Here is a 21868-nt window from a genome sequence, read left to right as displayed (position 1 = left end):
CACCCGCACGGGGTGACCGCCCTTCGGTCAGGCGACGACTCGCTTACTGGTTGTACGGACCGTAGTCGTAGTCCTCCAGCGGAACGGCCTGGCCGGAGCCGGCGCCGAACGGCGAGTAGTCGATGTCGTCGTAGCCGACGGCCGAGTACATCGCGGCCTTGGCCTCCTCGGTCGGCTCGACCCGGATGTTGCGGTAGCGGGACAGACCCGTACCGGCCGGGATGAGCTTACCGATGATGACGTTCTCCTTGAGGCCGATCAGGGAGTCGGACTTGGCGTTGATCGCCGCGTCCGTCAGGACCCTGGTCGTCTCCTGGAAGGACGCCGCGGAGAGCCACGACTCCGTCGCCAGCGACGCCTTGGTGATACCCATCAGCTGCGGACGGCCGGAGGCCGGGTGGCCGCCTTCCTGGACCACGCGACGGTTCTCCTGCTCGAAGCGCGAGCGCTCCACGAGCTCGCCCGGCAGCAGCTCCGCGTCACCGGACTCGATGATCGTCACCCGGCGCAGCATCTGCCGGATGATGATCTCGATGTGCTTGTCGTGGATCGACACGCCCTGCGAGTTGTAGACCTTCTGCACCTCGCCGACCAGGTGGACCTGGACGGCCCGCTGGCCGAGGATGCGCAGCACGTCGTGCGGGTTCTCGGTACCCACGGTGAGCTTCTGGCCCACCTGGACGTGGTCGCCCTCGCCGACCAGGACACGGGCGCGCTTGGAGATCGGGTACGCCGTCTCGTCGCTGCCGTCGTCCGGGGTGATGACGATCTTCTTGGTCTTCTCGGTCTCCTCGATCCGCACGCGGCCGGAGGCCTCGGCGATCGGCGCCATGCCCTTGGGGGAACGGGCCTCGAAGAGCTCGACGACACGCGGCAGACCCTGCGTGATGTCGTCACCGGCCACACCACCGGTGTGGAAGGTACGCATCGTGAGCTGGGTGCCGGGCTCACCGATGGACTGGGCGGCGATGATGCCGACCGCCTCACCGATGTCGACCAGCTTGCCGGTGGCCAGCGACCGGCCGTAGCAGTAGGCGCACGTGCCGACCGCGGACTCGCAGGTGAGGACCGAGCGGGTCTTGACCTGCTCGACACCCGCCGCGATGAGCTGGTCGATGAGCACGTCGCCCAGGTCGACGTTGGCCGGCGCGATGACCTTGCCGTCCACGACGACGTCCTCGGCGAGCATCCGCGCGTACACGGACGTCTCGACGTCGTCCGCCTTGCGCAGCACGCCGTCCTCGGTCACGCCGATCCGCAGCTTCAGACCGCGGTCGGTGCCGCAGTCCTCCTCGCGGATGATCACGTCCTGCGAGACGTCCACCAGACGACGGGTCAGGTAACCCGAGTCGGCGGTACGCAGGGCGGTGTCGGCCAGACCCTTGCGGGCACCGTGCGTGGAGATGAAGTACTCCAGCACGGACAGGCCCTCGCGGAAGGACGCCTTGATGGGACGCGGGATCGTCTCGTTCTTGGCGTTCGACACCAGACCGCGCATACCCGCGATCTGGCGCATCTGCATCATGTTTCCTCGAGCGCCCGAGTTCACCATCATGAAGATCGGGTTCGTCTTCGGGAAGTTCTCGTTCATGGCCTCGGCGACCTCGTTGGTCGCCTTGGTCCAGATCGCGATGAGCTCCTGGGTGCGCTCGTCCTTGGTGATCAGACCGCGCTCGTACTGCTTCTGGACCTTCTCGTCCTGCGCCTCGTAGCCGCGGACGATCTCCTTCTTCGCCTCCGGGACGACGACGTCCGAGATGGCGACGGTGACGCCGGAGCGGGTGGCCCAGTAGAAGCCGGCCGCCTTCAGGTTGTCGAGCGTCGCCGCCACGATGACCTTCGGGTAGCGCTCGGCGAGGTCGTTGACGATCTCGGAGAGCTGCTTCTTGCCGACCGTGTAGTCGACGAACGGGTAGTCCTCGGGCAGCAGCTCGTTGAAGAGCGCGCGGCCCAGGGTGGTGCGCAGCCGGAAGCTGTCGCCCTGCTGCCAGCCCGTCTCGCCCTCCTCGTCGACCGGCGGGGTCCAGCCGCGGGGCGGGACGGAGCCGATCGGGAAGCGGATGTCCACCTTCGCCTGGAGCGACAGCTCGCGGGCGTCGAAGGCCATGATCGCCTCGGCGGTCGAGTTGAAGGCGCGGCCCTCACCCCTGACCTCGCGCTCCTCCTCGTCCGTGGTGAGGAAGAAGAGGCCCAGCACCATGTCCTGGGTCGGCATGGTGACCGGACGGCCGTCGGCCGGCTTGAGGATGTTGTTCGAGGAGAGCATCAGGATGCGCGCCTCGGCCTGCGCCTCCGCGGAGAGCGGCAGGTGGACGGCCATCTGGTCACCGTCGAAGTCCGCGTTGAACGCGGTGCAGACGAGCGGGTGGATCTGGATGGCCTTGCCCTCGACCAGCTGCGGCTCGAAGGCCTGGATGCCGAGGCGGTGCAGCGTGGGCGCGCGGTTCAGCAGAACCGGGTGCTCCGCGATGACCTCTTCCAGCACGTCGTACACGACCGTGCGGCCGCGCTCGACCATGCGCTTGGCCGACTTGATGTTCTGCGCGTGGTTCAGGTCGACCAGGCGCTTCATCACGAACGGCTTGAACAGCTCCAGCGCCATCGCCTTGGGCAGACCGCACTGGTGCAGCTTGAGCTGCGGGCCGACGACGATGACGGAACGGGCCGAGTAGTCGACGCGCTTGCCGAGCAGGTTCTGACGGAAGCGGCCCTGCTTGCCCTTGAGCATGTCGGACAGCGACTTCAGCGGACGGTTGCCGGGGCCCGTGACCGGGCGGCCGCGTCGGCCGTTGTCGAAGAGCGCGTCGACGGCCTCCTGGAGCATGCGCTTCTCGTTGTTCACGATGATCTCGGGCGCGCCGAGGTCGAGAAGCCGCTTCAGGCGGTTGTTGCGGTTGATGACGCGGCGGTACAGGTCGTTCAGGTCGGAGGTCGCGAAGCGGCCACCGTCGAGCTGCACCATCGGACGCAGGTCCGGCGGGATCACCGGGACGCAGTCCAGCACCATGCCCTTGGGGCTGTTGCTGGTCTGGAGGAAGGCGGAGACGACCTTGAGGCGCTTGAGCGCACGGGTCTTCTTCTGGCCCTTGCCCGTACGGATGATCTCGCGGAGCTTCTCGGCCTCCTCGTCGAGGTCGAAGGACTCCAGCCGCTTCTGCAGCGCGGCGGCGCCCATCGAGCCGTCGAAGTAGGTGCCGAACCGGTCGCGCAGCTCGCGGTAGAGCAGCTCGTCGCCCTCGAGGTCCTGGACCTTGAGGTTCTTGAAGCGGTTCCACACCTCGTCGAGGCGGTCGATCTCGCGCTGGGCGCGGTCGCGCAGCTGCTTCATCTCGCGCTCGGCGCCCTCGCGGACCTTGCGGCGCACGTCGGCCTTGGCGCCCTCGGCCTCCAGCTCGGCCAGGTCGGTCTCGAGCTTCTTGGCGCGGGCCTCCAGGTCGGCGTCGCGGCGCTGCTCGATCTGCTGGCGCTCGACGGAGACGTGGGCCTCCAGCGACGGCAGGTCGCGCTGGCGGCGCTCCTCGTCGACGTACGTGATCATGTACGCCGCGAAGTAGATGACCTTCTCCAGGTCCTTCGGGGCGAGGTCCAGCAGGTAGCCCAGCCGGGACGGGACGCCCTTGAAGTACCAGATGTGGGTGACGGGGGCGGCGAGCTCGATGTGGCCCATCCGCTCGCGGCGCACCTTGGCGCGGGTGACCTCGACGCCACACCGCTCACAGATGATGCCCTTGAAGCGGACGCGCTTGTACTTGCCGCAGTAGCACTCCCAGTCCCGGGTCGGGCCGAAGATCTTCTCGCAGAAGAGGCCGTCCTTCTCGGGCTTCAGGGTGCGGTAGTTGATGGTCTCCGGCTTCTTGACCTCGCCGTGGGACCACTGCCGGATGTCGTCCGCGGTGGCCAGGCCGATCCGCAGCTCGTCGAAGAAGTTGACGTCGAGCACTATGCGTCAATCCCTCTCAGGGTTCGTGTCAATCAATGGTCTGTACGGGTCGCTGGGAGGCCGGCCGGACCTCGCGTGGTCCGGCCGGCCGACCCGTCAGACCTCTTCGACGCTGCTCGGCTCGCGCCGGGACAGGTCGATGCCGAGCTCCTCCGCAGCGCGGAAGACGTCCTCGTCGGTGTCGCGCATCTCGATGGACATGCCGTCCGAGGACAGCACCTCCACGTTGAGGCACAGGGACTGCATCTCCTTGATGAGCACCTTGAAGGACTCCGGGATGCCGGGCTCCGGGATGTTCTCGCCCTTGACGATGGCCTCGTAGACCTTCACGCGGCCGGTGACATCGTCGGACTTGATGGTCAGCAGCTCCTGGAGGGCGTACGCGGCGCCGTAAGCCTCCAGCGCCCACACCTCCATCTCACCGAAGCGCTGGCCACCGAACTGAGCCTTACCGCCCAGCGGCTGCTGGGTGATCATCGAGTACGGGCCGGTCGACCGGGCGTGCAGCTTGTCGTCGACCAGGTGGTGGAGCTTGAGGATGTACATGTACCCGACCGAGATCGGGTCCGGGAACGGCTCGCCGGAGCGGCCGTCGAACAGGCGCGCCTTGCCGGACGGCAGCATCAGGCGGTCGCCGTCGCGGTTCGGGAGGGTGTGCTCCAGCAGGCCGGCCAGCTCGTCCTCGCGGGCACCGTCGAAGACCGGGGTCGCGACGTTGGTGCGGGGCTCGACGCGGTCGGCGCCGATGGACTGGAGCCGCTGGGCCCAGTCGTCGGCGAGCCCGGAGACGTCCCAGCCCTGGCTGGCGAGCCAGCCGAGGTGGATCTCCAGGACCTGTCCCGGGTTCATTCGGGACGGCACACCGAGCGGGTTGAGGATGATGTCGACGGGGGTGCCGTCCTCCAGGAACGGCATGTCCTCGATCGGCAGGATCTTGGAGATGACGCCCTTGTTGCCGTGGCGGCCGGCGAGCTTGTCTCCGTCGGTGATCTTGCGCTTCTGCGCCACGTAGACGCGGACCAGCTGGTTCACGCCCGGGGGCAGCTCGTCGCCCTCCTCGCGGTCGAAGACGCGCACGCCGATGACCTTGCCGGTCTCGCCGTGCGGCACCTTCAGCGAGGTGTCGCGGACCTCACGGGCCTTCTCACCGAAGATCGCGCGGAGCAGGCGCTCCTCCGGGGTCAGCTCGGTCTCGCCCTTCGGGGTGACCTTGCCGACCAGGATGTCGCCGGCGACGACCTCGGCACCGATGCGGATGATGCCGCGCTCGTCGAGGTCGGCGAGGACCTCCTCGGAGACGTTCGGGATGTCCCGGGTGATCTCCTCGGGGCCGAGCTTCGTGTCACGGGCGTCGACCTCGTGCTCCTCGATGTGGATCGAGGAGAGGACGTCGTCCTGCACGAGGCGCTGCGACAGGATGATCGCGTCCTCGTAGTTGTGGCCCTCCCACGGCATGAAGGCCACGAGGAGGTTCTTGCCGAGCGCCATCTCGCCGTTCTCGGTGGCCGGGCCGTCGGCGAGGACCTGGCCCTCGATGACCCGGTCGCCCTCGGCGACGACGACCTTCTGGTTGACCGAGGTGCCCTGGTTGGAGCGGGCGAACTTGGCCAGGCGGTACGTGATGTACGTGCCGTCGTCGTTGGCGACGGTGATGTAGTCCGCGGAGAGCTCCTGGACGACACCGTCCTTCTCGGCCTTGACCACGTCGCCGGCGTCGACGGCGGAGCGGTACTCCATGCCGGTGCCGACGAGCGGGGCCTCCGAGCGGATCAGCGGCACGGCCTGGCGCATCATGTTCGCGCCCATGAGGGCGCGGTTGGCGTCGTCGTGCTCGAGGAAGGGGATCATGGCGGTCGCGACCGACACCATCTGGCGCGGCGAGACGTCCATGTAGTCCACGTCGTCCCCGGCGACGTAGTCGACCTCGCCGCCGCGGCGGCGCACCAGGACGCGGTTCTCGGCGAAGCGCATGTCCTCGGTCAGGCCGGCGTTGGCCTGGGCGATGACGAAGCGGTCCTCCTCGTCGGCGGTCAGGTAGTCGACCTCGTCGGTGACCCGGCCGTCGATGACCTTGCGGTACGGCGTCTCGACGAAGCCGAAGGCGTTGACGCGGCCGTAGGAGGCGAGCGAGCCGATCAGACCGATGTTCGGGCCTTCGGGGGTCTCGATCGGGCACATGCGTCCGTAGTGGGACGGGTGCACGTCTCGGACCTCGAAGCCGGCCCGCTCACGGGAGAGACCACCCGGGCCGAGCGCGGACAGACGACGCTTGTGCGTCAGCCCGGACAGCGGGTTGTTCTGGTCCATGAACTGCGACAGCTGGCTGGTGCCGAAGAACTCCTTGATGGAGGCGACGACCGGCCGGATGTTGATCAGGGTCTGCGGCGTGATCGCCTCGACGTCCTGGGTGGTCATGCGCTCGCGGACGACGCGCTCCATCCGCGCCAGACCCGTGCGGACCTGGTTCTGGATGAGCTCGCCGACGTTGCGCAGGCGGCGGTTGCCGAAGTGGTCGATGTCGTCCGTCTCGACGACGATCGTCGAGCCGTTCTCACCGACGGTCTCGGTCTCGCCCGCGTGCAGCTTGACCAGGTACTTGATCGTCGCGATGACGTCGTCGACGGTCAGGACGCCGGCGTCCAGCGGCTCGTCGGCGCCGAGCTTCTTGTTGACCTTGTAGCGGCCGACCTTGGCCAGGTCGTAGCGCTTCGGGTTGAAGTAGAGGTTCTCGAGCAGCGTCTGCGCGGCCTCACGCGTCGGGGGCTCGCCCGGACGGAGCTTGCGGTAGATGTCGAGCAGCGCGTCGTCCTGGCCCTGGGTGTGGTCCTTCTCCAGGGTGGCGCGCATGGACTCGTACTCGCCGAACTCCTGCAGGATCTGCTCGGTGGTCCAGCCGAGCGCCTTGAGGAGGACGGTCACGGACTGCTTGCGCTTGCGGTCGATGCGGACACCGACCATGTCGCGCTTGTCGATCTCCATCTCCAGCCAGGCACCCCGGGAGGGGATGATCTTGGCGGAGAAGATGTCCTTGTCGGACGTCTTGTCGATGGAGGAGTCGAAGTAGACACCCGGCGAGCGGACGAGCTGCGACACGACGACACGCTCGGTGCCGTTGATGACGAAGGTGCCCTTGTTGGTCATGAGCGGGAAGTCGCCCATGAAGACCGTCTGGGACTTGATCTCGCCGGTCTCGTTGTTGGTGAACTCGGCCGTGACGAAGAGCGGCGCGGCGTACGTGAAGTCGCGCTCCTTGCACTCGTCGATGGAGTTCTTCGGGGGCTCGAAGCGGTGGTCGCGGAAGGTCAGCGACATCGACCCGGAGAAGTCCTCGATCGGCGAGATCTCCTCGAAGATCTCTTCCAGACCGGACTTGGTGGGGACGTCCTGTCCGTTCTCGAGAGCCGCCTCGACACGAGCCTTCCACGCGGCGTTGCCGAGCAGCCAGTCAAAGCTCTCGGTCTGCAGCGCGAGGAGGTTCGGAACCTCGAGGGGCTCCTTGATCTTTGCAAAGGAGATGCGCAGCGGGGCGGTGCTTGCGCCGTTGTTCGTATTCGCGGTCGAGGCGTTGCGCGAGGCGGCCAAGAGGGGGTCCTTCCGAGGGCTCGGACTCACTACGCGCGTACCGGTCCCAAGCCGAGCAAGAAGACCCGAAATCCCAGGTCAGGGCATTCGGTCAACGGTGCTCTCGCAAGGGGATGCCCCTGGTGACGGGCAGGGAGCAGCTAACAGGCAGCGCAAAGGGTCAGTGTAGCCACTTGGCCCACTGATGTCCAGGGCGAGCAATTCGCGACCCTCGTTGTTCTCATCTCCGCGGCACCTCGCGCCTCGGCGCACATCGATACTGCCCGTTCGGTCGTCGATCCATGCCTCGGATACGGATCGTGTGACGACGCGTCCTGAGAATTACGCGCGGCGTGCGGTTCGTCAAGGCCCCCCGTCCCGCGGGGCGCACGGCGAAGATCACCATACTCGGTCCCCGTACGGGTGGACGACAGGCGTCGCGGGGACGCCGAAGGGCGACCACCCGGATGGGTGATCGCCCTTGGGGACGCCTCAGAGGGCGTCAGCGCGAGTCAGGAGACCCGCAGGAGGTCACTTGACCTCGACGCCCGCGCCGGCGCCCTTGAGGGCCTCGGCAGCCTTGTCGGCGGTCTCCTTGTTGACCTTCTCGAGGACCGGCTTCGGGGTGCCGTCGACGAGGTCCTTGGCCTCCTTCAGGCCCAGGGAGGTCAGCTCACGGACGACCTTGATGACCTGGATCTTCTTGTCGCCGGCGCCGGTGAGGATGACGTCGAACTCGTCCTTCTCCTCGACGGCCTCGGCGGCCGGGGCACCCGGGACACCGGCGGCCACGGCGACCGGGGCGGCGGCGGTGACGTCGAACTTCTCCTCGAACGCCTTCACGAACTCGGAGAGCTCGATGAGGGTCATCTCCTCGAACTGCGCGAGCAGGTCTTCCTGAGACAGCTTCGCCATGATGGCGGTCCTTCCACTAATTCGGCTGGTGCCGGATGTACATGTGTGGCGGGCGTACGTGGGGCCCGCTGTGACCGTCGCCGTCAGGCGGCGGTCAATGTGCGAGCCGAGTTACTCGGCACCGCCCTGCTCGGCCTGCTTGGCGCGCAGCGCGTCCACGGTGCGGACGAGCTTCGACGGGAGCGCCTGGAAGAGCGCGGCAGCCTGGGACTGCTTGCCCTTCATGGCGCCCGCCAGCTTGGCGAGCAGAACCTCGCGGGACTCGAGGTCCGCAAGCTTCTTGATCTCATCGGCGGACAGCGCCTTGCCGTCAAGGACACCGCCCTTGATGATCAGGTTCGGGTTGTCCTTGGCGAAGTCACGAAGACCCTTCGCCGACTCCACCGGGTCACCGGTGATGAAGGCGACCGCCGTCGGACCAGTGAACTGGTCGTCCAGCGACGTGATCCCGGCCTCGTTGGCCGCAATCTTGGTCAGCGTGTTCTTCACCACGGCGTACTGGGCGTTCTCACCGAGCGAACGGCGCAGCTGCTTGAGCTGTGCCACGGTGAGACCGCGGTACTCGGTCAGCACGGCGGCGTTCGAGCTGCGGAACTTGTCCGTCAGCTCGGCAACCGCAGCAGACTTGTCGGGCCTCGCCATGAGCCTCGGCCTCCTTCCGGGTGATTCGGACCGCGATGGCTGAAGAAAGGAGACTGGGCAAAACGAAACGCCCCGGCGCAGGCGCACGGGGCGTGACTCGACCGGACGGCAGTCCGGGAGTACATCCATGTCACCTGCGCAGGCCGTCCGTAGCTAGCGGATCCTTCGGTGACTGCGCCCCTGGGGGCACAGCTACGACCAGCGGTCTTTGGCTTCCATGGAAGAGTACGGGACCGGCTGCCCTCGGGCAAATCGACCGCTTCGGCGGAACCGGACCGGCTGAAGGCCCGCCCGGCGGGGCCGCCCGAACCGGCCGGAACGGCCGGAACGGCGGAGCCCCCCGGTCCGGGCGGTCCGGGGGCCCGGGATCGGGCCGGGCCGGGGGATCAGGTCGGACCGGGTGGGGTCAGGCCGCGGAGCTGTCCGCGTCCGCGCCGTCCTCCATCGCCTCGGAGAGCTTCTCCATCATCTCCATGAAGTCGAAGGTCTCCCCGGCCGGCGGGGCCTGGACGGCCGCCTTGGCGCCGTAGTCCGAGTAGGTCGCGGTCACCTCGATCCTCCCCTCCGGCGTCACCATGCCGATGTCCATCTTGGCGGGGTAGCCGTCCGCGTCGACCCAGACGTCGGTGTCGTACGCCGTGAGGCCGCTCTCCTTCATCGAGGCGACCAGGTCGGCGCGCTCCTTCTCGGAGAGGACGGCCAGCGACTTGTTGGCGGCGACCATCTCGTCGACGGTCAGCGTGCCCTTGTAGTGCTGCGTCTGGACGCCGCCGACCTTCTCCGGGCCCACGTGCTTGAGGTGCGGCGAGTCGAGGAGCATGGCGAGCTGCTTGGCCGGGTCCTGGTTCATGCTCTCCAGGCTGCCCGTGAGCTGCTTGCGGAGGGCCGCGTCACCGGTCTTCTCGCCGAGCGCCTTGAAGTCGAGCTTCAGCCACCGCTTGCCGCCGAGGTCGGCCGGGGCCTCGTCCCCCATGTCCATGTACATCACGTCGTCGACCATGACCAGCCGGGAGCCCGCGGAGGAGCCCTCGCCGCCGCCCAGCAGGCCGTCCCCGGTCATGGTGATGTCCATCGTGCCGGGGTCCCAGCCCACGACACCGCTCATCTCCATCGTGCCGCCCGCGCCCAGCCCGGCGACGCCCGCGGCGCCGGCCCCGCCCGCGGGGCTCTCGGGCATGGTCATCGTCAGCCGCACCCGCGCCGACTTGGCGGCCGCCGTCTTCTCGTACGCCGCCTGGATGACCTGGAGCGCCGAGGACCACTGCGGCTCCGCCGCGGCCGGGGCGTCCGCCGCCGCCTTCTTGCCGCCCTTGTCCGCCCCGTCCCCGCCCTGGCAGCCCGCCACGGCCGCCAGGACCGCCACCGCCGTCACGGAGACGCCCAGCCGCCTGCCTACGGAAACCCTCATGCCCCACCCCTGCGAAAGTGCGTGCGATCGTCAGTCGTTCCGAACGTAGCGCACGGCACTGACAGCCGCGCACGAAAGAAACCGGTCCCCGCCCCTCCGGAGAGGGGCGGGGACCGGTTTTCAGACAACCGAGCGAGCCGCCAGGCTCAGACCGCGGCCGGGTCCTCCTCGACGAGGAGGTTGCGGGTGCGGTTGGCGTCCAGCGGGATGCCGGGGCCCATGGTCGTGGTCAGGGTCGCCTTCTTGATGTAGCGGCCCTTCGCGGCGGACGGCTTCAGACGGAGGATCTCCTCCAGCGCCGCGGCGTAGTTCTCGACCAGCTTGGTCTCGTCGAACGACACCTTGCCGATGATGAAGTGCAGGTTCGCGTGCTTGTCGACACGGAACTCGATCTTGCCGCCCTTGATGTCCGTCACGGCCTTGGCGACGTCCATCGTGACCGTGCCGGTCTTCGGGTTCGGCATCAGACCACGCGGGCCGAGGACGCGGCCGAGGCGGCCGACCTTGCCCATGAGGTCCGGGGTGGCGACGACGGCGTCGAAGTCCAGACGGCCCTTCGCGACCTCGTCGATCAGTTCGTCGGAGCCGACGATGTCGGCGCCCGCGGCCTCCGCGGCCGCAGCACGGTCACCGGTCGCGAAGACCAGGACCCGGGCGGTCTTGCCGGTGCCGTGCGGAAGGTTCACGGTGCCACGGACCATCTGGTCGGCCTTGCGCGGGTCGACACCCAGGCGGAAGGCGACCTCGACGGTGCCGTCGAACTTGGTGGTGGCGGTGTCCTTGGCGAGACGGACGGCCTCGAGGGGGGCGTAGTTACGCTCCCGGTCGACCTTGGCGTCCGCGCCGCGGAGAGCCTTGCTGCGCTTCACTTCTTCTCCTGCTTTCGGATGTGGAGTCGTGGTCCGGGCCAGCGCGTGGCCCTTCCACAAGAGGTCGGACGGGGGCTGATCAGCCCTCGACGGTGATGCCCATGGAACGGGCGGTGCCGGCGATGATCTTCTCGGCGGCGTCCAGGTCGTTCGCGTTGAGGTCGGGCATCTTGGTCGTGGCGATCTCGCGGACCTGGGCGCTCGTCAGCTTGGCGACCTTGGTCTTGTGCGGCTCGCCGGAGCCCTTCTCCACACCCGCGGCCTTCAGGATCATCCGCGACGCCGGGGGCGTCTTGGTGATGAAGGTGAAGGAGCGGTCCTCGTAGACCGTGATCTCCACCGGGATGACCCAGCCGCGCTGCGACTCGGTCGCGGCGTTGTAGGCCTTGCAGAACTCCATGATGTTGACGCCGTGCTGACCCAGCGCGGGGCCGACCGGCGGGGCCGGGTTGGCGGCGCCGGCCTGGATCTGGAGCTTGATAAGCCCCGTGACCTTCTTCTTCTTGGGAGGCATAGCTCTCTCCGGGTCCTAGTGAGAGTGTTCGGCCGCCATCCGATGTCGTACGACATCATCCGGATGGAGGCATACCGCACAACGATAACGGGTATGGCTGCGCGTCCAAAAACCGAGCAGGTCAGAGGGCGGAGACCGCCGCTCTGACCTGCCCGAGGACTGACCGAGAACCGACCGCTGTCAGTTCTTCTGGATCTGGTCGAAGCTCAGCTCGACCGGGGTCTCGCGACCGAAGATCTCGACGAGGCCCTTGACCTTCTTCGAGTCGGCGTTGATCTCGTTGATCGTGGCCTGCAGCGTCGCGAACGGGCCGTCGGTGACGGTGACGGAGTCGCCCACCTCGAAGTCCAGCACCTGGACCTCGACCTTGCGGGCGGGGGCCGGCTTGCCCTCGGCCTCGGCGGCCTCGCGGGCGGCCTTCTCCTCGGCCTCCGGGGCGAGCATCTTGACGATCTCGTCCAGGGTCAGCGGGTACGGGTCGTAGGCGTTGCCCACGAAGCCGGTGACGCCGGGCGTGTTGCGCACGACGCCCCAGGACTCGTTCGTCAGGTCCATGCGGACGAGCACGTAGCCGGGCAGCTTGTTCTGCCGGACGTTCTTGCGCTCGCCGTTCTTGATCTGGACGATCTCTTCCTCGGGGACCTCGGCCTGGTAGATGAAGTCCTCGACGTTGAGCGAGACGGCGCGCTGCTCCAGGTTGGCCTTCACGCGCTTCTCGTAGCCCGCGTAGGTGTGGATCACGTACCACTCGCCGGGCAGGCCGCGCAGCTCCTCGCGGAGCGCGGCGACCGGGTCGACGGCCTCGGCCGGCTCGGCCTCGTCGGCGGTGCCGGACTCGTCCTCGTCCGCCTCGTCGGCGGCCTCGGCGTCCTGCGCGTCGTCGTCCTGGTCGGCCTCGGCGGCCTCGGCGTCCGCGTCCTCGTCGCTCTCGGCGTCCTCGTCACGGACGGTCTCGACGTCCTCGGCGGCCTCGCCGACAGCGGCGTCCGCAGCTTCCGCCTGGTCCTCGTCGGCCGCCTCGACGACGTCGAGCTCGTCCTGGGCGGACTCGTTCAGGTTCGGGTCAGACACGGTGGCTGCTTCTTCCTGGATACAGATGGGGTGGTACATGCGAAAAGGGGCGCCGGGGTGGGCGCCCTCCGCGGGAATCAGCCGAAGACGTACTTGACTGCTTCCTGGAAGCCGAAGTCGATGCCGGTCACCATGGCGATCATGATGACGACGAAGATGATCACAACCGTCGTGTACGTGGTCAGCTGGTTGCGAGTGGGCCAGACGACCTTGCGCAGCTCCGCGACGATCTGGCGGTAGAAGAGCGCGAGACGGCCCAGCGGGCCCTTCTTGGCGCGCTTGCCGCCCTTGCGGGTCTTCTTCTTGGACTCCGGAGCTTCGTCCTCAGCATCAGGCATGTCGATGGAGCCTACGGCGTCCGTCACGTCTCTCACCTGATTCCGGGTCGGCCGTGCCGCGCCCGGGTGGAGCCGCACGGCGGTGCAATGAAGTACATACCTGCGCACACATCCTGGCGGTGTGTGTAGCAGGGCCGGAGGGACTTGAACCCCCAACCGCTGGTTTTGGAGACCAGTGCTCTACCAATTGAGCTACGACCCTTTGTCGTTCTCCCCCAACCTACCGCATCCGCCGTGATGCTCACGGTGTGGTCGGCGAGGGCCAACGAGCAGAGAGTGTACGTGGTCAGGGGCTCCGCGTCGAACAGATAGCCCCGCACGACTTCGCGCCGCCCTCCGGGCCGCCCCGGCCGACCACGCGCGCCCCCGGTCTCCGGCGCCTCGCCGACGCGCGCGCCGGGGCCGGTGGAGCCGTCTCGCGACCCGCGCCGGAGCGTGACCGGAACCCGCGGGACGGCTGGTGGGCGCGGGCGGGGCACGCGGCGGGGAGGGCGGGGGTGGGCGGCCTTGTGCCGGCTGGCGAGGACGGAGGACGGTCGTGAACCGGAGGCCGTCGGCGGCCTCCGGGCGGTACGGCTGACCGGACGGCGTCCGGCAGGTGGGGCGGCTTCCGGGCGCGCGGTGGCGGCGGGCCGAGACGGGCGCCGGGCGGATGGGTATCGGGCGGATGGGTATCGGGCGGTGCGGCTGATCGAGGTGCGCCGCCTCGGGGCGGGGGCCCCGGGGCGGGGCGCGGGCCCGGGACGGCGCGGAGCCTCGGGGCGGGGCGGGACCCAGCGGCGGGGCGGGGCGCGGGCCCGCAGGGTGGGCGCGGGCCCGGGGCGGGGTGGGCGCGGGCTCGGGACGGCGCGGCTCCGGGTACGGCGCGGGGCAGGGGCCGGGGCGGGGCGCGGACGGGTGTCCGGGGGGTGAATCCTGTGTGCCGGGCGTTCGGCGGGTCTGGGACGATGGCCGTATGAGCGCTGCTACTCCCCCGACCGAGCGCCGGGTCTCCGCCCGCATCGGTGCGATCTCCGAGTCCGCAACCCTCGCCGTCGACGCCAAGGCCAAGGCCCTCAAGGCCGCCGGGCGCCCGGTGATCGGCTTCGGCGCCGGCGAGCCCGACTTCCCGACGCCCGACTACATCGTCGAGGCGGCCGTGGAAGCCTGCCGCAACCCCAAGTACCACCGCTACACGCCCGCCGGCGGCCTGCCCGAGCTGAAGGCCGCCATCGCCGCGAAGACGCTGCGCGACTCCGGGTACGAGGTCGACCCGTCGCAGATCCTCGTCACCAACGGCGGCAAGCAGGCGATCTACGAGGCGTTCGCCGCGATCCTCGACCCGGGCGACGAGGTCATCGTCCCGGCCCCGTACTGGACGACGTACCCCGAGTCGATCCGGCTCGCGGGCGGCGTGCCGGTGGAGGTCGTCGCCGACGAGACGACGGGGTACCGCGTCTCCGTGGAGCAGCTGGAGGCGGCCCGGACCGAGCGGACGAAGGTCGTCCTCTTCGTGTCCCCGTCCAACCCGACGGGCGCGGTCTACGCGCGCGAGGACGCCGAGGCGATCGGCCGCTGGGCCGTCGAGCACGGCCTGTGGGTGCTGACCGACGAGATCTACGAGCACCTGGTGTACGGCGACGCCGAGTTCACCTCGCTGCCCGCCCTCGTGCCCGAGCTCCGCGACAAGTGCGTCGTGGTCAACGGCGTCGCCAAGACGTACGCGATGACCGGCTGGCGCGTCGGGTGGATCGTGGGCCCGAAGGACGTGGTGAAGGCCGCGACGAACCTGCAGTCGCACGCCACGTCGAACGTCTCCAACGTCGCCCAGGTCGCCGCGCTCGCCGCCGTCTCCGGGAACCTGGACGCGGTCGCGGAGATGCGCGAGGCGTTCGACCGGCGCCGCCGGACGATCGTGCGGATGCTCAACGAGATCGACGGCGTGGTCTGCCCGACGCCGGAGGGCGCCTTCTACGCGTACCCCTCGGTGAAGGGGCTGCTGGGCAAGGAGATCCGGGGCAAGCGCCCGCAGACCTCCGTGGAGCTGGCCGCGCTGATCCTGGACGAGGCCGAGGTGGCCGTCGTTCCGGGTGAGGCCTTCGGCACGCCGGGCTATCTGCGCCTGTCGTACGCGCTGGGCGACGAGGACCTGGTCGAGGGCGTGTCGCGGATTCAGAAGCTGCTGGCGGAGGCGCGCGACTGACCACCCTTCGACGTCGAGGGGACGTACCCGAAACGGGCCCCGGCCGGCTCCTCCGGCCGGGGCCCGTTTTTTTCGTTCCCCGTTTTTTCGTTCCCGCCCCTACCCGTTCGGCGAAAGGGGCTGTTTCGGGGCGCCGGTCTGCGGCAGGATCTGCTGATGGAGCACGTCCGCGATCTGAAACTGCTGCCGAAGGCCCACCTCCACCTGCACTTCACGGGCTCGATGCGCCCCACCACGCTGCTGGAGCTGGCCGACAAGTACGGCGTCCACCTGCCCGACGCGCTGACCGGCGGGGAGCCGCCGAAGCTGCGGGCGACCGACGAGCGCGGCTGGTTCCGGTTCCAGCGGCTGTACGACATCGCCCGCTCGTGCCTGCGGGCCCCGGAGGACATCCGGCGCCTGGTGCTGGAGGCCGCCGAGGAGGACGTGCGGGACGGGGCGGGGTGGCTGGAGATCCAGGTGGACCCCACCTCGTACGCGCCTCGGCTGGGCGGGCTGATCCCGGCGCTGGAGGTCATCCTGGACGCGGTCGAGTCGGCCTCGCGGGACACGGGTCTGGGCATCCGCGTCGTGGTGGCGGCCAACCGGATGAAGCACCCGCTGGACGCCCGCACCCTGGCCCGGCTGGCGGTGCGGTACGCGGACCGGGGTGTCGTCGGGTTCGGCCTGTCGAACGACGAGCGGCGCGGGATGGCGCGGGACTTCGACCGGGCGTTCGCCATCGCGCGGGAGGGCGGGCTGCTGGCCGCGCCGCACGGCGGCGAGCTGACCGGCCCCGCTTCGGTGCGGGACTGCCTGGACGACCTGCGGGCCACGCGCATCGGGCACGGCGTGCGGGCGGTGGAGGACCCCCGGCTGCTGCGGCGGCTCGCCGACAAGGGCGTGACCTGCGAGGTGTGCCCGGCGTCGAACGTGGCGCTCGGCGTGTACGAGCGCCACGAGCACGTGCCGCTGCGGACCCTCTTCGACGCGGGGGTGCCGATGGCGCTGGGCGCGGACGACCCGCTGCTGTTCGGCGCGCGACTGGCGGACCAGTACGAGATCGCGCGGCGCCACCACGGCTTCGCGGACGCCGAGCTGGCGGAGCTGGCGCGGCAGTCGGTGCGGGCCTCCGTGGCCCCGGAGGACGTCCGCGCGAAGCTGCTGGCGGGGATCGACGACTGGCTCGCGGAGGGGTGAGGCGGGGGCGACCGCCGCGTGGCCGGTGACCGGTCGGGGCCGTCCCGCGGTACGGCCGAGGGGGCGCGGTCCGTGGTCGGTGCGGGGCGGTCCGCGGCGATTGCGGGGGCCACGGCTGTCGAGGGGACCGGGTTGCCGCGGGGCGGTACGGGCGTGGCGGGCGGCGCCCGCGCGCCGGGCGGCTCCGCCCCCGGCGCCGGCCCGGCCGGCGGGGCAGGCGTGAGGGGGCGGCGTACCGACCGGACGGGCCGCCCACCGCCGGACCGGGGGGCGTACCGGGGGCTGCGGGATCAGGGCTCGGCGGCTCACCGGGTGGGCTTCGCCGCGGGCCGGTCCTCGGTCTGTTGGCGGGCGAGGCGCTGGAGGGCGGGCAGGGCCGGGCACCGGGTGCGCTCGGCGGCGTCCAGCCGGTCGACCGGGCGGTAGCCGTGGGTGCGGGACCTGTCCGACAGCGGCGCGTCCTCCGTGGTGACCAGGACCCGCCCGGCGACGAGCCGGACGTGGGCCACCTGCGGCAGGTCGTTGGCCAGGCACTCGAGCGCGCCCGGCGCGGTCGCCCCCTCCGCCTTCCACAGCCGCCCGCCGAAGACCAGGTACCGCTTGTCGCACGCCGTGCTCCAGTCGTAGGCGTAGCGGGCGCCCTCCACCGGCTCCGCCGGGCCGATCGTGGCGGCCGGAGCGTCGGAGTACGCGCGCCGGGGCTCGTCGGCGAGGCAGGCCGGCGCGGTGGCACGGGGCCGATAGACCCGCGTCCCCCGGTCGGGGTCGGGGCCGTCGGGCTCGAAGACGGCGACGGGCGTGCGGGTCCGGGGGTCGGCGGTCAGACGGATGAACCCGTGCGCGCGGTCCGTGAGCCAGGAGTACGCGTGGTCCGCCCCCTCCGCCTCCCACACCCTGCCGCCGAAGGCGACGTACCGGAAACCGCAGGCGGCGGACACGTCGTAGCGGTAGCGGACGTTCTCGACGGGCTCGCGCGGGCCGCTGTCCAGAGGCTCCCCCTCCCTGGAGCGCGGCTGGGGCGGATAGGGCCCGGATACGGCCGGGAGGGGCGCGACCCCGTCCCCGCCCGGCTGCGAGGACGCCGCGTCGGGCGCGGTCGTACGCGTGGCCGCCGTATCGCCGGGCGCCGTGCCGGAGGCCGTGGGCGCGCGGTCATGGGCGGCGCCCGCCCAGCGCACGCCCAGCACGGAGCCGGCCACGACCACCATGGTCGCCGCCGCGGCGGTCAGCGCCCGGCGCCGGTGGCGGGTGCGGCGGGCCGCCGCGACCACGGCGCCGGTCGGCGGGGCGCCGGTGGCCGGCCCCTCCGTGTCGGCGAGCTCCCGCAGGCCCCGCCGCAGCTCGTCCTCGTCCTCGTGGGTCATCGCGTGCCCCTTCCCGCGTAACCGGCGAGCGCGCCCGAGGCACGCAGCCGCTCCAAGGCCCTTTTGGTCCGGCTCTTGACCGTCCCGGGCGAACAGCCGAGCAGGGCGGCCGTCTCCTCCACCGACAGGTCCTCGTAGAAGCGGAGCACCACCACGGCTCGCTGGGCGCGGGGCAGCGAGCCGAGCGCCCGGGCCAGCTCCAACCGCGCCTCCGCACCGCCCGCCATGTCCGGGGCGCCCGCCGCCGCGGCCGCCTCGTCCCCGGAGTGGGGGGTCTCGGTGTGCCAGCGGCGTCGCCGCCAGGTCGCGTACAGGTTCACCACGACCTTGCGCGCGTACGCCTGCGGGCTGGCCCAGCTCGCGGACCGCCCCCAGCGCAGGTACACCTTGACCAGCGCGGCCTGCACCAGGTCCTCGGCGGTGTGCCGGTCGCCCGTCAGCAGGCGGGCCGTGCGCAGGAGCGAGGCGTACGACGTGGTGGTGAAGTCCGTGAAGCCCTGGTCGTCCGCCCCTGGCGGCCCTGTCCTCACCGGTGATCCCCCTCGGCCGGCGTGTGGTGGTCCCGGCTCGCGCCGCGCGGACGCTGAGGAACCCTGTCACCCACTCGACAACCTGGGGGAGCCGGCGGGTTCCATCGGTTTTCCGGGGCGGAGGCCGTCGGGGGGACGCCCCTCAGGGGCGGCGGCGAGCGGACGCGGGGGCGGCCGAGGGCGGGCGGTCCTGGGTACGGCGGTCAGGTGCCGGACCGGCGGAGGGCGCGCCCCGGTACGCCGGGGCGGGGGTGGGGCGGGGTGGGGTCAGAGACTGACGCCGACCGTCACCGGCTCGTTGACCAGCGTGACGCCGAACGCGTCCCGGACGCCCTCCACGACCTCGCGGGCGAGGGCGAGGAGGTCCTCGGTGGTGGCCTCGCCCCGGTTGGTGAGGGCGAGGGTGTGCTTGGTGGAGATGCGGGCGGGCCCGGCGCCGTACCCCTTGGTGAAGCCGGCCTTGTCGATGAGCCAGGCCGCCGACGTCTTGGTCCGGCCCTCGCCGGCGGGGTAGGCGGGCGGGGCCGCGTCCGGGCCGAGGCGGTCGCGCACGCGGTCGAGGAAGGCGGCGTACGCGGTGTCGTCGAGGATCGGATTGGTGAAGAACGACCCGGCGGACCACGTGTCGTGGTCATCGGGGTCGAGGACCATGCCCTTGCCCGCGCGCAGGGCGAGGACGGTCTCGCGGGCGGCGGCCACGGGGACGCGGTCGCCGGGTCCCACACCGAGGGCGCGGGCGGTCTCCGCGTACCGGATGGGGGCGCTCATCCCCCCGGCGTCCTCCAGCTCGAACCGGACGCGCAGCACGACGTACCGGTCGGGCTCGGCCTTGAAGCGGCTGTGCCGGTACGAGAAGGCGCACTCGGCGCCGGTCAGCGTCACGGTCTCCTCGGCGCGCCGGTCGTACGCGACGACCTCCGTGAGCGTGGAGGCGACCTCCTGGCCGTACGCGCCGACGTTCTGGATCGGGGTCGCGCCGGCCGAACCGGGGATGCCTGCCAGGCACTCGACGCCCGCGAGTCCGGCCTCGACCGTGCGGGCGACGGCGTCGGACCACACCTCGCCGGCGGCGAGCTCCAGCCGCGTGCCGTCGAGGGAGAACCCCCGGGTGGCGATGTGCAGGGCGGTGCCGTCGAATCCCTTGTCGCCGATGACCAGGTTGGACCCGCCGCCGATGACCAGCAGCGGCGTACCGGTCCGGTCGGCCTCGCGCACGGCGGCGACGACCTCGTCGTCGGTACGGGCGGTGATCAGCCGCCGGGCGGGCCCCCCGAGCCGGAACGTGGTCAGCGGGGCGAGCGGAGCGTCATGGGTTACCTGCACCCGCCCAGCCTACGGCCCCCGCCCCGACCGCCCGTGCCCCGGCACGTGGCGGAGGGGGCGCGGACGGGCGGGGACGGGCGGGGACGGTGACGCGGGGGCGCGGGGGCCTGTGTGGGCGGTGGTACGGCGGCGCGGGCGGCCCCGAGGGGGCCGAGAAGGCCGAGGAGGCCGAGGCCGTGGGGCCGGGCCCCTGGCCCATGGCCCCTGGATCAGAGCGCCTGGACGCGAGCCCTGGGCCAGGGCCGGAACCGGCGGGCGGGCCACGGCCGGGCACCGGGCGGCTCAGGCGAGCCGGACCACCGCGCGGGACATGCCCAGGACCTTCTGGCCGGCGCTCATCGCCGTCAGGTCGACGCGGACGCACCGGTCGTCGAGCTTGGCCGCCACCTTGCCGGTGACGTGGATCACCGCGCCCTCGCCGTCGTCCGGCACGACGACCGGCTTGGTGAAGCGGACGCCGTACTCGACCACGGCGCCGGGGTCGCCCGCCCAGTCGGTGACGACGCGCGCGGCCTCGGCCATGGTGAACATGCCGTGCGCGATGACGTCCGGAAGGCCGACCTCGCGGGCGAACCGCTCGTTCCAGTGGATGGGGTTGAAGTCACCGGACGCGCCCGCGTACTGCACGAGCGTGGCACGCGTCACGGGGAATGCGCCGGCCGGCAGTTCCGTACCGACCTCGACCTCGTCGAAAGAGACCTTCGCCGCCATGGTGTTCCTCACGCCTCCTCTGCCGCACGCGCCACGAGCTTCGTCCACGCCGTCACGACGTGCTCGCCCGACTCGTCGTGGACCTCGCCCCGGATGTCGACGATGTCGTTGCCCGCGAGCGACTTGACCGCCTCGATGGTGGAGGTGACCGTCAGCCGGTCCCCCGCCCGTACGGGCCTGCTGTACGCGAATTTCTGGTCGCCGTGCACGACGCGGCTGTAGTCCAGCCCCAGCTGCGGGTCGGCGATCACCTGTCCGGCCGCTTTGAACGTGATGGCGAACACGAAGGTCGGGGGGGCGATCACATCGGGGTATCCGAGCGCTTTCGCGGCCTCCGCGTCGGTGTAGACCGGGTTCGCGTCACCGATGGCCTCGGCGAACTCGCGGATCTTTTCCCGGCCGACCTCGTAGGGCGGCTCGGTGGGCGGATAGCTCCGCCCGACGAAGGACTGGTCGAGCGCCATGTACCCGGTACCTCCTGCTGTCCTGTCTGTGCCTTGCTGCGGTCCCGGCCCGTGCCGGGGAAACGACACGAGGCCGCCCCCGGTGGGGACGGCCTCGTGTACGAGCCTGTTTCAGCGCGTCTCGCGGTGCGCGGTGTGCGCGTTGCAACGCGGGCAGTGCTTCTTCATCTCAAGACGGTCCGGGTTGTTGCGCCGGTTCTTCTTGGTGATGTAGTTCCGCTCCTTGCACTCCACGCAGGCCAGCGTGATCTTCGGGCGGACGTCGGTGGCAGCCACGTGAGTGCTCCTTGACGGACGGATGGACGGATGGAACGCAGAAAAGAGTAGCCGATCGAAGGACCGACCCCACAATCGGCTACTGGGAGTAGCGGTGACCGGACTTGAACCGGTGACACAGCGATTATGAGCCGCTTGCTCTACCGACTGAGCTACACCGCTTTGATGTATGGATCACCTCACCCGAAGGTGAGGATCTCCTACACCAGAGCCCCAATACGGAATCGAACCGTAGACCTTCTCCTTACCATGGAGACGCTCTGCCGACTGAGCTATTGGGGCGAGCGATGAAGACATTACACGGTCCTCGGCCGTTCACCCAAATCCGTTCCCAGGGGTCCCCCCGCGGCTTACCGGACGGGGGCGGGAGGGGGCGGAAGGGCGGCCGTCGACCCGCTCGCGCGGCGCCCGCGCGCGGGGTGCTCCCCCACGACGTACGGCGCCCCGCGGGGGAGGTGGACCACCACGACGTACGGCGCCCCGCGCGCGAAGTGGACCCACGCGCAGTACGACTAATGCGCTCCTCCGCGAAGCCGTGACGGCTGCGCCCTAGGCTCGGCTCACCGCCTCGCGATCTTCCC

At 70.4% G+C, this 21868-nt stretch carries 17 protein-coding genes and 3 tRNA genes; 2 read left to right on the top strand and 18 right to left on the bottom strand.

Annotation, left to right across the window (positions count from 1 at the left end; genetic code table 11):
• Positions 1 to 43 precede the first annotated feature (43 nt).
• The 10 genes from CP974_RS17965 to CP974_RS17915 all read right to left on the bottom strand — a co-directional run bounded on the left by CP974_RS17965 (position 44) and on the right by CP974_RS17915 (position 13460).
• A complete protein-coding gene (locus CP974_RS17965; protein ID WP_031132826.1) occupies positions 44 to 3940 on the bottom strand; it encodes a DNA-directed RNA polymerase subunit beta' in 3897 nt (1298 codons plus the stop codon).
• A 96-nt stretch (positions 3941 to 4036) separates the two neighbouring features.
• The gene (gene rpoB / locus CP974_RS17960; RefSeq protein WP_031132828.1) at positions 4037 to 7522 is read right to left on the bottom strand and encodes a DNA-directed RNA polymerase subunit beta; all 3486 of its coding nucleotides are present in this window, start codon (positions 7520 to 7522) and stop codon (positions 4037 to 4039) included.
• A gap of 510 nt (positions 7523 to 8032) precedes the next feature.
• On the bottom strand, positions 8033 to 8416 hold the full coding sequence (gene rplL, locus CP974_RS17950; protein WP_031132830.1) for a 50S ribosomal protein L7/L12: 384 nt from the start codon (positions 8414 to 8416) through the stop codon (positions 8033 to 8035).
• Between the two features lie 111 nt (positions 8417 to 8527).
• On the bottom strand, positions 8528 to 9058 hold the full coding sequence (gene rplJ, locus CP974_RS17945) for a 50S ribosomal protein L10 (protein WP_023587065.1): 531 nt from the start codon (positions 9056 to 9058) through the stop codon (positions 8528 to 8530).
• A gap of 406 nt (positions 9059 to 9464) precedes the next feature.
• Complete coding sequence (locus CP974_RS17940; RefSeq protein WP_031132832.1) at positions 9465 to 10466, bottom strand: SCO4651 family lipoprotein; 1002 nt, start codon at positions 10464 to 10466, stop codon at positions 9465 to 9467.
• A 146-nt stretch (positions 10467 to 10612) separates the two neighbouring features.
• Positions 10613 to 11335, bottom strand: a complete 723-nt coding sequence (rplA, locus tag CP974_RS17935) for a 50S ribosomal protein L1 (protein WP_031132834.1) — start codon at positions 11333 to 11335, stop codon at positions 10613 to 10615.
• A gap of 79 nt (positions 11336 to 11414) precedes the next feature.
• Positions 11415 to 11849 carry a 50S ribosomal protein L11 gene (rplK, locus tag CP974_RS17930; protein ID WP_023587070.1) on the bottom strand — a complete coding sequence of 145 codons (435 nt, stop codon included), beginning with the start codon at positions 11847 to 11849 and terminating at the stop codon, positions 11415 to 11417.
• Between the two features lie 180 nt (positions 11850 to 12029).
• Positions 12030 to 12920, bottom strand: coding sequence for a transcription termination/antitermination protein NusG (nusG, locus tag CP974_RS17925; RefSeq protein ID WP_031132836.1), 891 nt, complete (start codon positions 12918 to 12920; stop codon positions 12030 to 12032).
• A 77-nt stretch (positions 12921 to 12997) separates the two neighbouring features.
• Positions 12998 to 13285: a preprotein translocase subunit SecE gene (gene secE / locus CP974_RS17920; protein WP_031132838.1), complete on the bottom strand. Its 288-nt coding sequence runs from the start codon at positions 13283 to 13285 to the stop codon at positions 12998 to 13000.
• 102 nt (positions 13286 to 13387) lie between these two features.
• A tRNA-Trp gene (locus CP974_RS17915) sits at positions 13388 to 13460 on the bottom strand.
• Between the two features lie 753 nt (positions 13461 to 14213).
• Here CP974_RS17915 and CP974_RS17910 point away from each other — a divergent pair.
• The gene (locus tag CP974_RS17910; RefSeq protein ID WP_031134771.1) at positions 14214 to 15440 is read left to right on the top strand and encodes a pyridoxal phosphate-dependent aminotransferase; all 1227 of its coding nucleotides are present in this window, start codon (positions 14214 to 14216) and stop codon (positions 15438 to 15440) included.
• A gap of 156 nt (positions 15441 to 15596) precedes the next feature.
• Positions 15597 to 16619: an adenosine deaminase gene (locus CP974_RS17905; protein WP_031134769.1), complete on the top strand. Its 1023-nt coding sequence runs from the start codon at positions 15597 to 15599 to the stop codon at positions 16617 to 16619.
• A 305-nt stretch (positions 16620 to 16924) separates the two neighbouring features.
• Here CP974_RS17905 and CP974_RS17900 read toward each other — a convergent pair whose 3' ends face one another.
• From CP974_RS17900 to CP974_RS17865, 8 genes are all read right to left on the bottom strand, one after another.
• Complete coding sequence (locus CP974_RS17900) at positions 16925 to 17983, bottom strand: hypothetical protein (protein ID WP_031134767.1); 1059 nt, start codon at positions 17981 to 17983, stop codon at positions 16925 to 16927.
• Positions 17980 to 18513: a SigE family RNA polymerase sigma factor gene (locus CP974_RS17895; protein ID WP_051839832.1), complete on the bottom strand. Its 534-nt coding sequence runs from the start codon at positions 18511 to 18513 to the stop codon at positions 17980 to 17982. The genes CP974_RS17900 and CP974_RS17895 overlap by 4 nt, the downstream gene beginning before the upstream one ends.
• A gap of 267 nt (positions 18514 to 18780) precedes the next feature.
• On the bottom strand, positions 18781 to 19836 hold the full coding sequence (locus tag CP974_RS17890; RefSeq protein WP_031134763.1) for a UDP-N-acetylmuramate dehydrogenase: 1056 nt from the start codon (positions 19834 to 19836) through the stop codon (positions 18781 to 18783).
• Positions 19837 to 20118: 282 nt separating this feature from the next.
• Positions 20119 to 20547 (bottom strand): MaoC family dehydratase, encoded by a 429-nt coding sequence (locus CP974_RS17885; protein ID WP_031134761.1) that lies wholly within the window; start codon positions 20545 to 20547, stop codon positions 20119 to 20121.
• A gap of 8 nt (positions 20548 to 20555) precedes the next feature.
• Positions 20556 to 21011, bottom strand: coding sequence for a MaoC family dehydratase N-terminal domain-containing protein (locus CP974_RS17880; protein ID WP_031134759.1), 456 nt, complete (start codon positions 21009 to 21011; stop codon positions 20556 to 20558).
• 111 nt (positions 21012 to 21122) lie between these two features.
• Positions 21123 to 21287 carry a 50S ribosomal protein L33 gene (gene rpmG, locus CP974_RS17875; protein WP_003948671.1) on the bottom strand — a complete coding sequence of 55 codons (165 nt, stop codon included), beginning with the start codon at positions 21285 to 21287 and terminating at the stop codon, positions 21123 to 21125.
• Positions 21288 to 21376: 89 nt separating this feature from the next.
• Positions 21377 to 21449 (bottom strand) — tRNA-Met (locus tag CP974_RS17870).
• A gap of 47 nt (positions 21450 to 21496) precedes the next feature.
• Positions 21497 to 21569 (bottom strand) — tRNA-Thr (locus CP974_RS17865).
• Positions 21570 to 21868 lie beyond the last annotated feature (299 nt).

Origin of the sequence: Streptomyces fradiae ATCC 10745 = DSM 40063, from assembly GCF_008704425.1 — a bacterium.
In the GTDB taxonomy this organism is placed as follows: Bacteria; Actinomycetota; Actinomycetes; order Streptomycetales; family Streptomycetaceae; genus Streptomyces; species Streptomyces fradiae.
Note: the sequence above shows the minus strand (reverse complement) of the source record. Positions and strands in the feature narration are given on the sequence as shown.

Excerpts from the sequence above, each read along its gene's own strand:
- CP974_RS17940 (WP_031132832.1), bottom strand. The coding sequence starts at position 10,466 with ATGAGGGTTTCCGTAGGCAGGCGGCTGGGCGTCTCCGTGACGGCGGTG.
- CP974_RS17885 (WP_031134761.1), bottom strand. The coding sequence starts at position 20,547 with ATGGCGGCGAAGGTCTCTTTCGACGAGGTCGAGGTCGGTACGGAACTG.
- CP974_RS17905 (WP_031134769.1), top strand. The coding sequence starts at position 15,597 with ATGGAGCACGTCCGCGATCTGAAACTGCTGCCGAAGGCCCACCTCCAC.
- CP974_RS17880 (WP_031134759.1), bottom strand. The coding sequence starts at position 21,011 with ATGGCGCTCGACCAGTCCTTCGTCGGGCGGAGCTATCCGCCCACCGAG.
- rplJ (WP_023587065.1), bottom strand. The coding sequence starts at position 9,058 with ATGGCGAGGCCCGACAAGTCTGCTGCGGTTGCCGAGCTGACGGACAAG.
- CP974_RS17910 (WP_031134771.1), top strand. The coding sequence starts at position 14,214 with ATGAGCGCTGCTACTCCCCCGACCGAGCGCCGGGTCTCCGCCCGCATC.
- CP974_RS17900 (WP_031134767.1), bottom strand. The coding sequence starts at position 17,983 with ATGACCCACGAGGACGAGGACGAGCTGCGGCGGGGCCTGCGGGAGCTC.
- rplL (WP_031132830.1), bottom strand. The coding sequence starts at position 8,416 with ATGGCGAAGCTGTCTCAGGAAGACCTGCTCGCGCAGTTCGAGGAGATG.
- rplK (WP_023587070.1), bottom strand. The coding sequence starts at position 11,849 with ATGCCTCCCAAGAAGAAGAAGGTCACGGGGCTTATCAAGCTCCAGATC.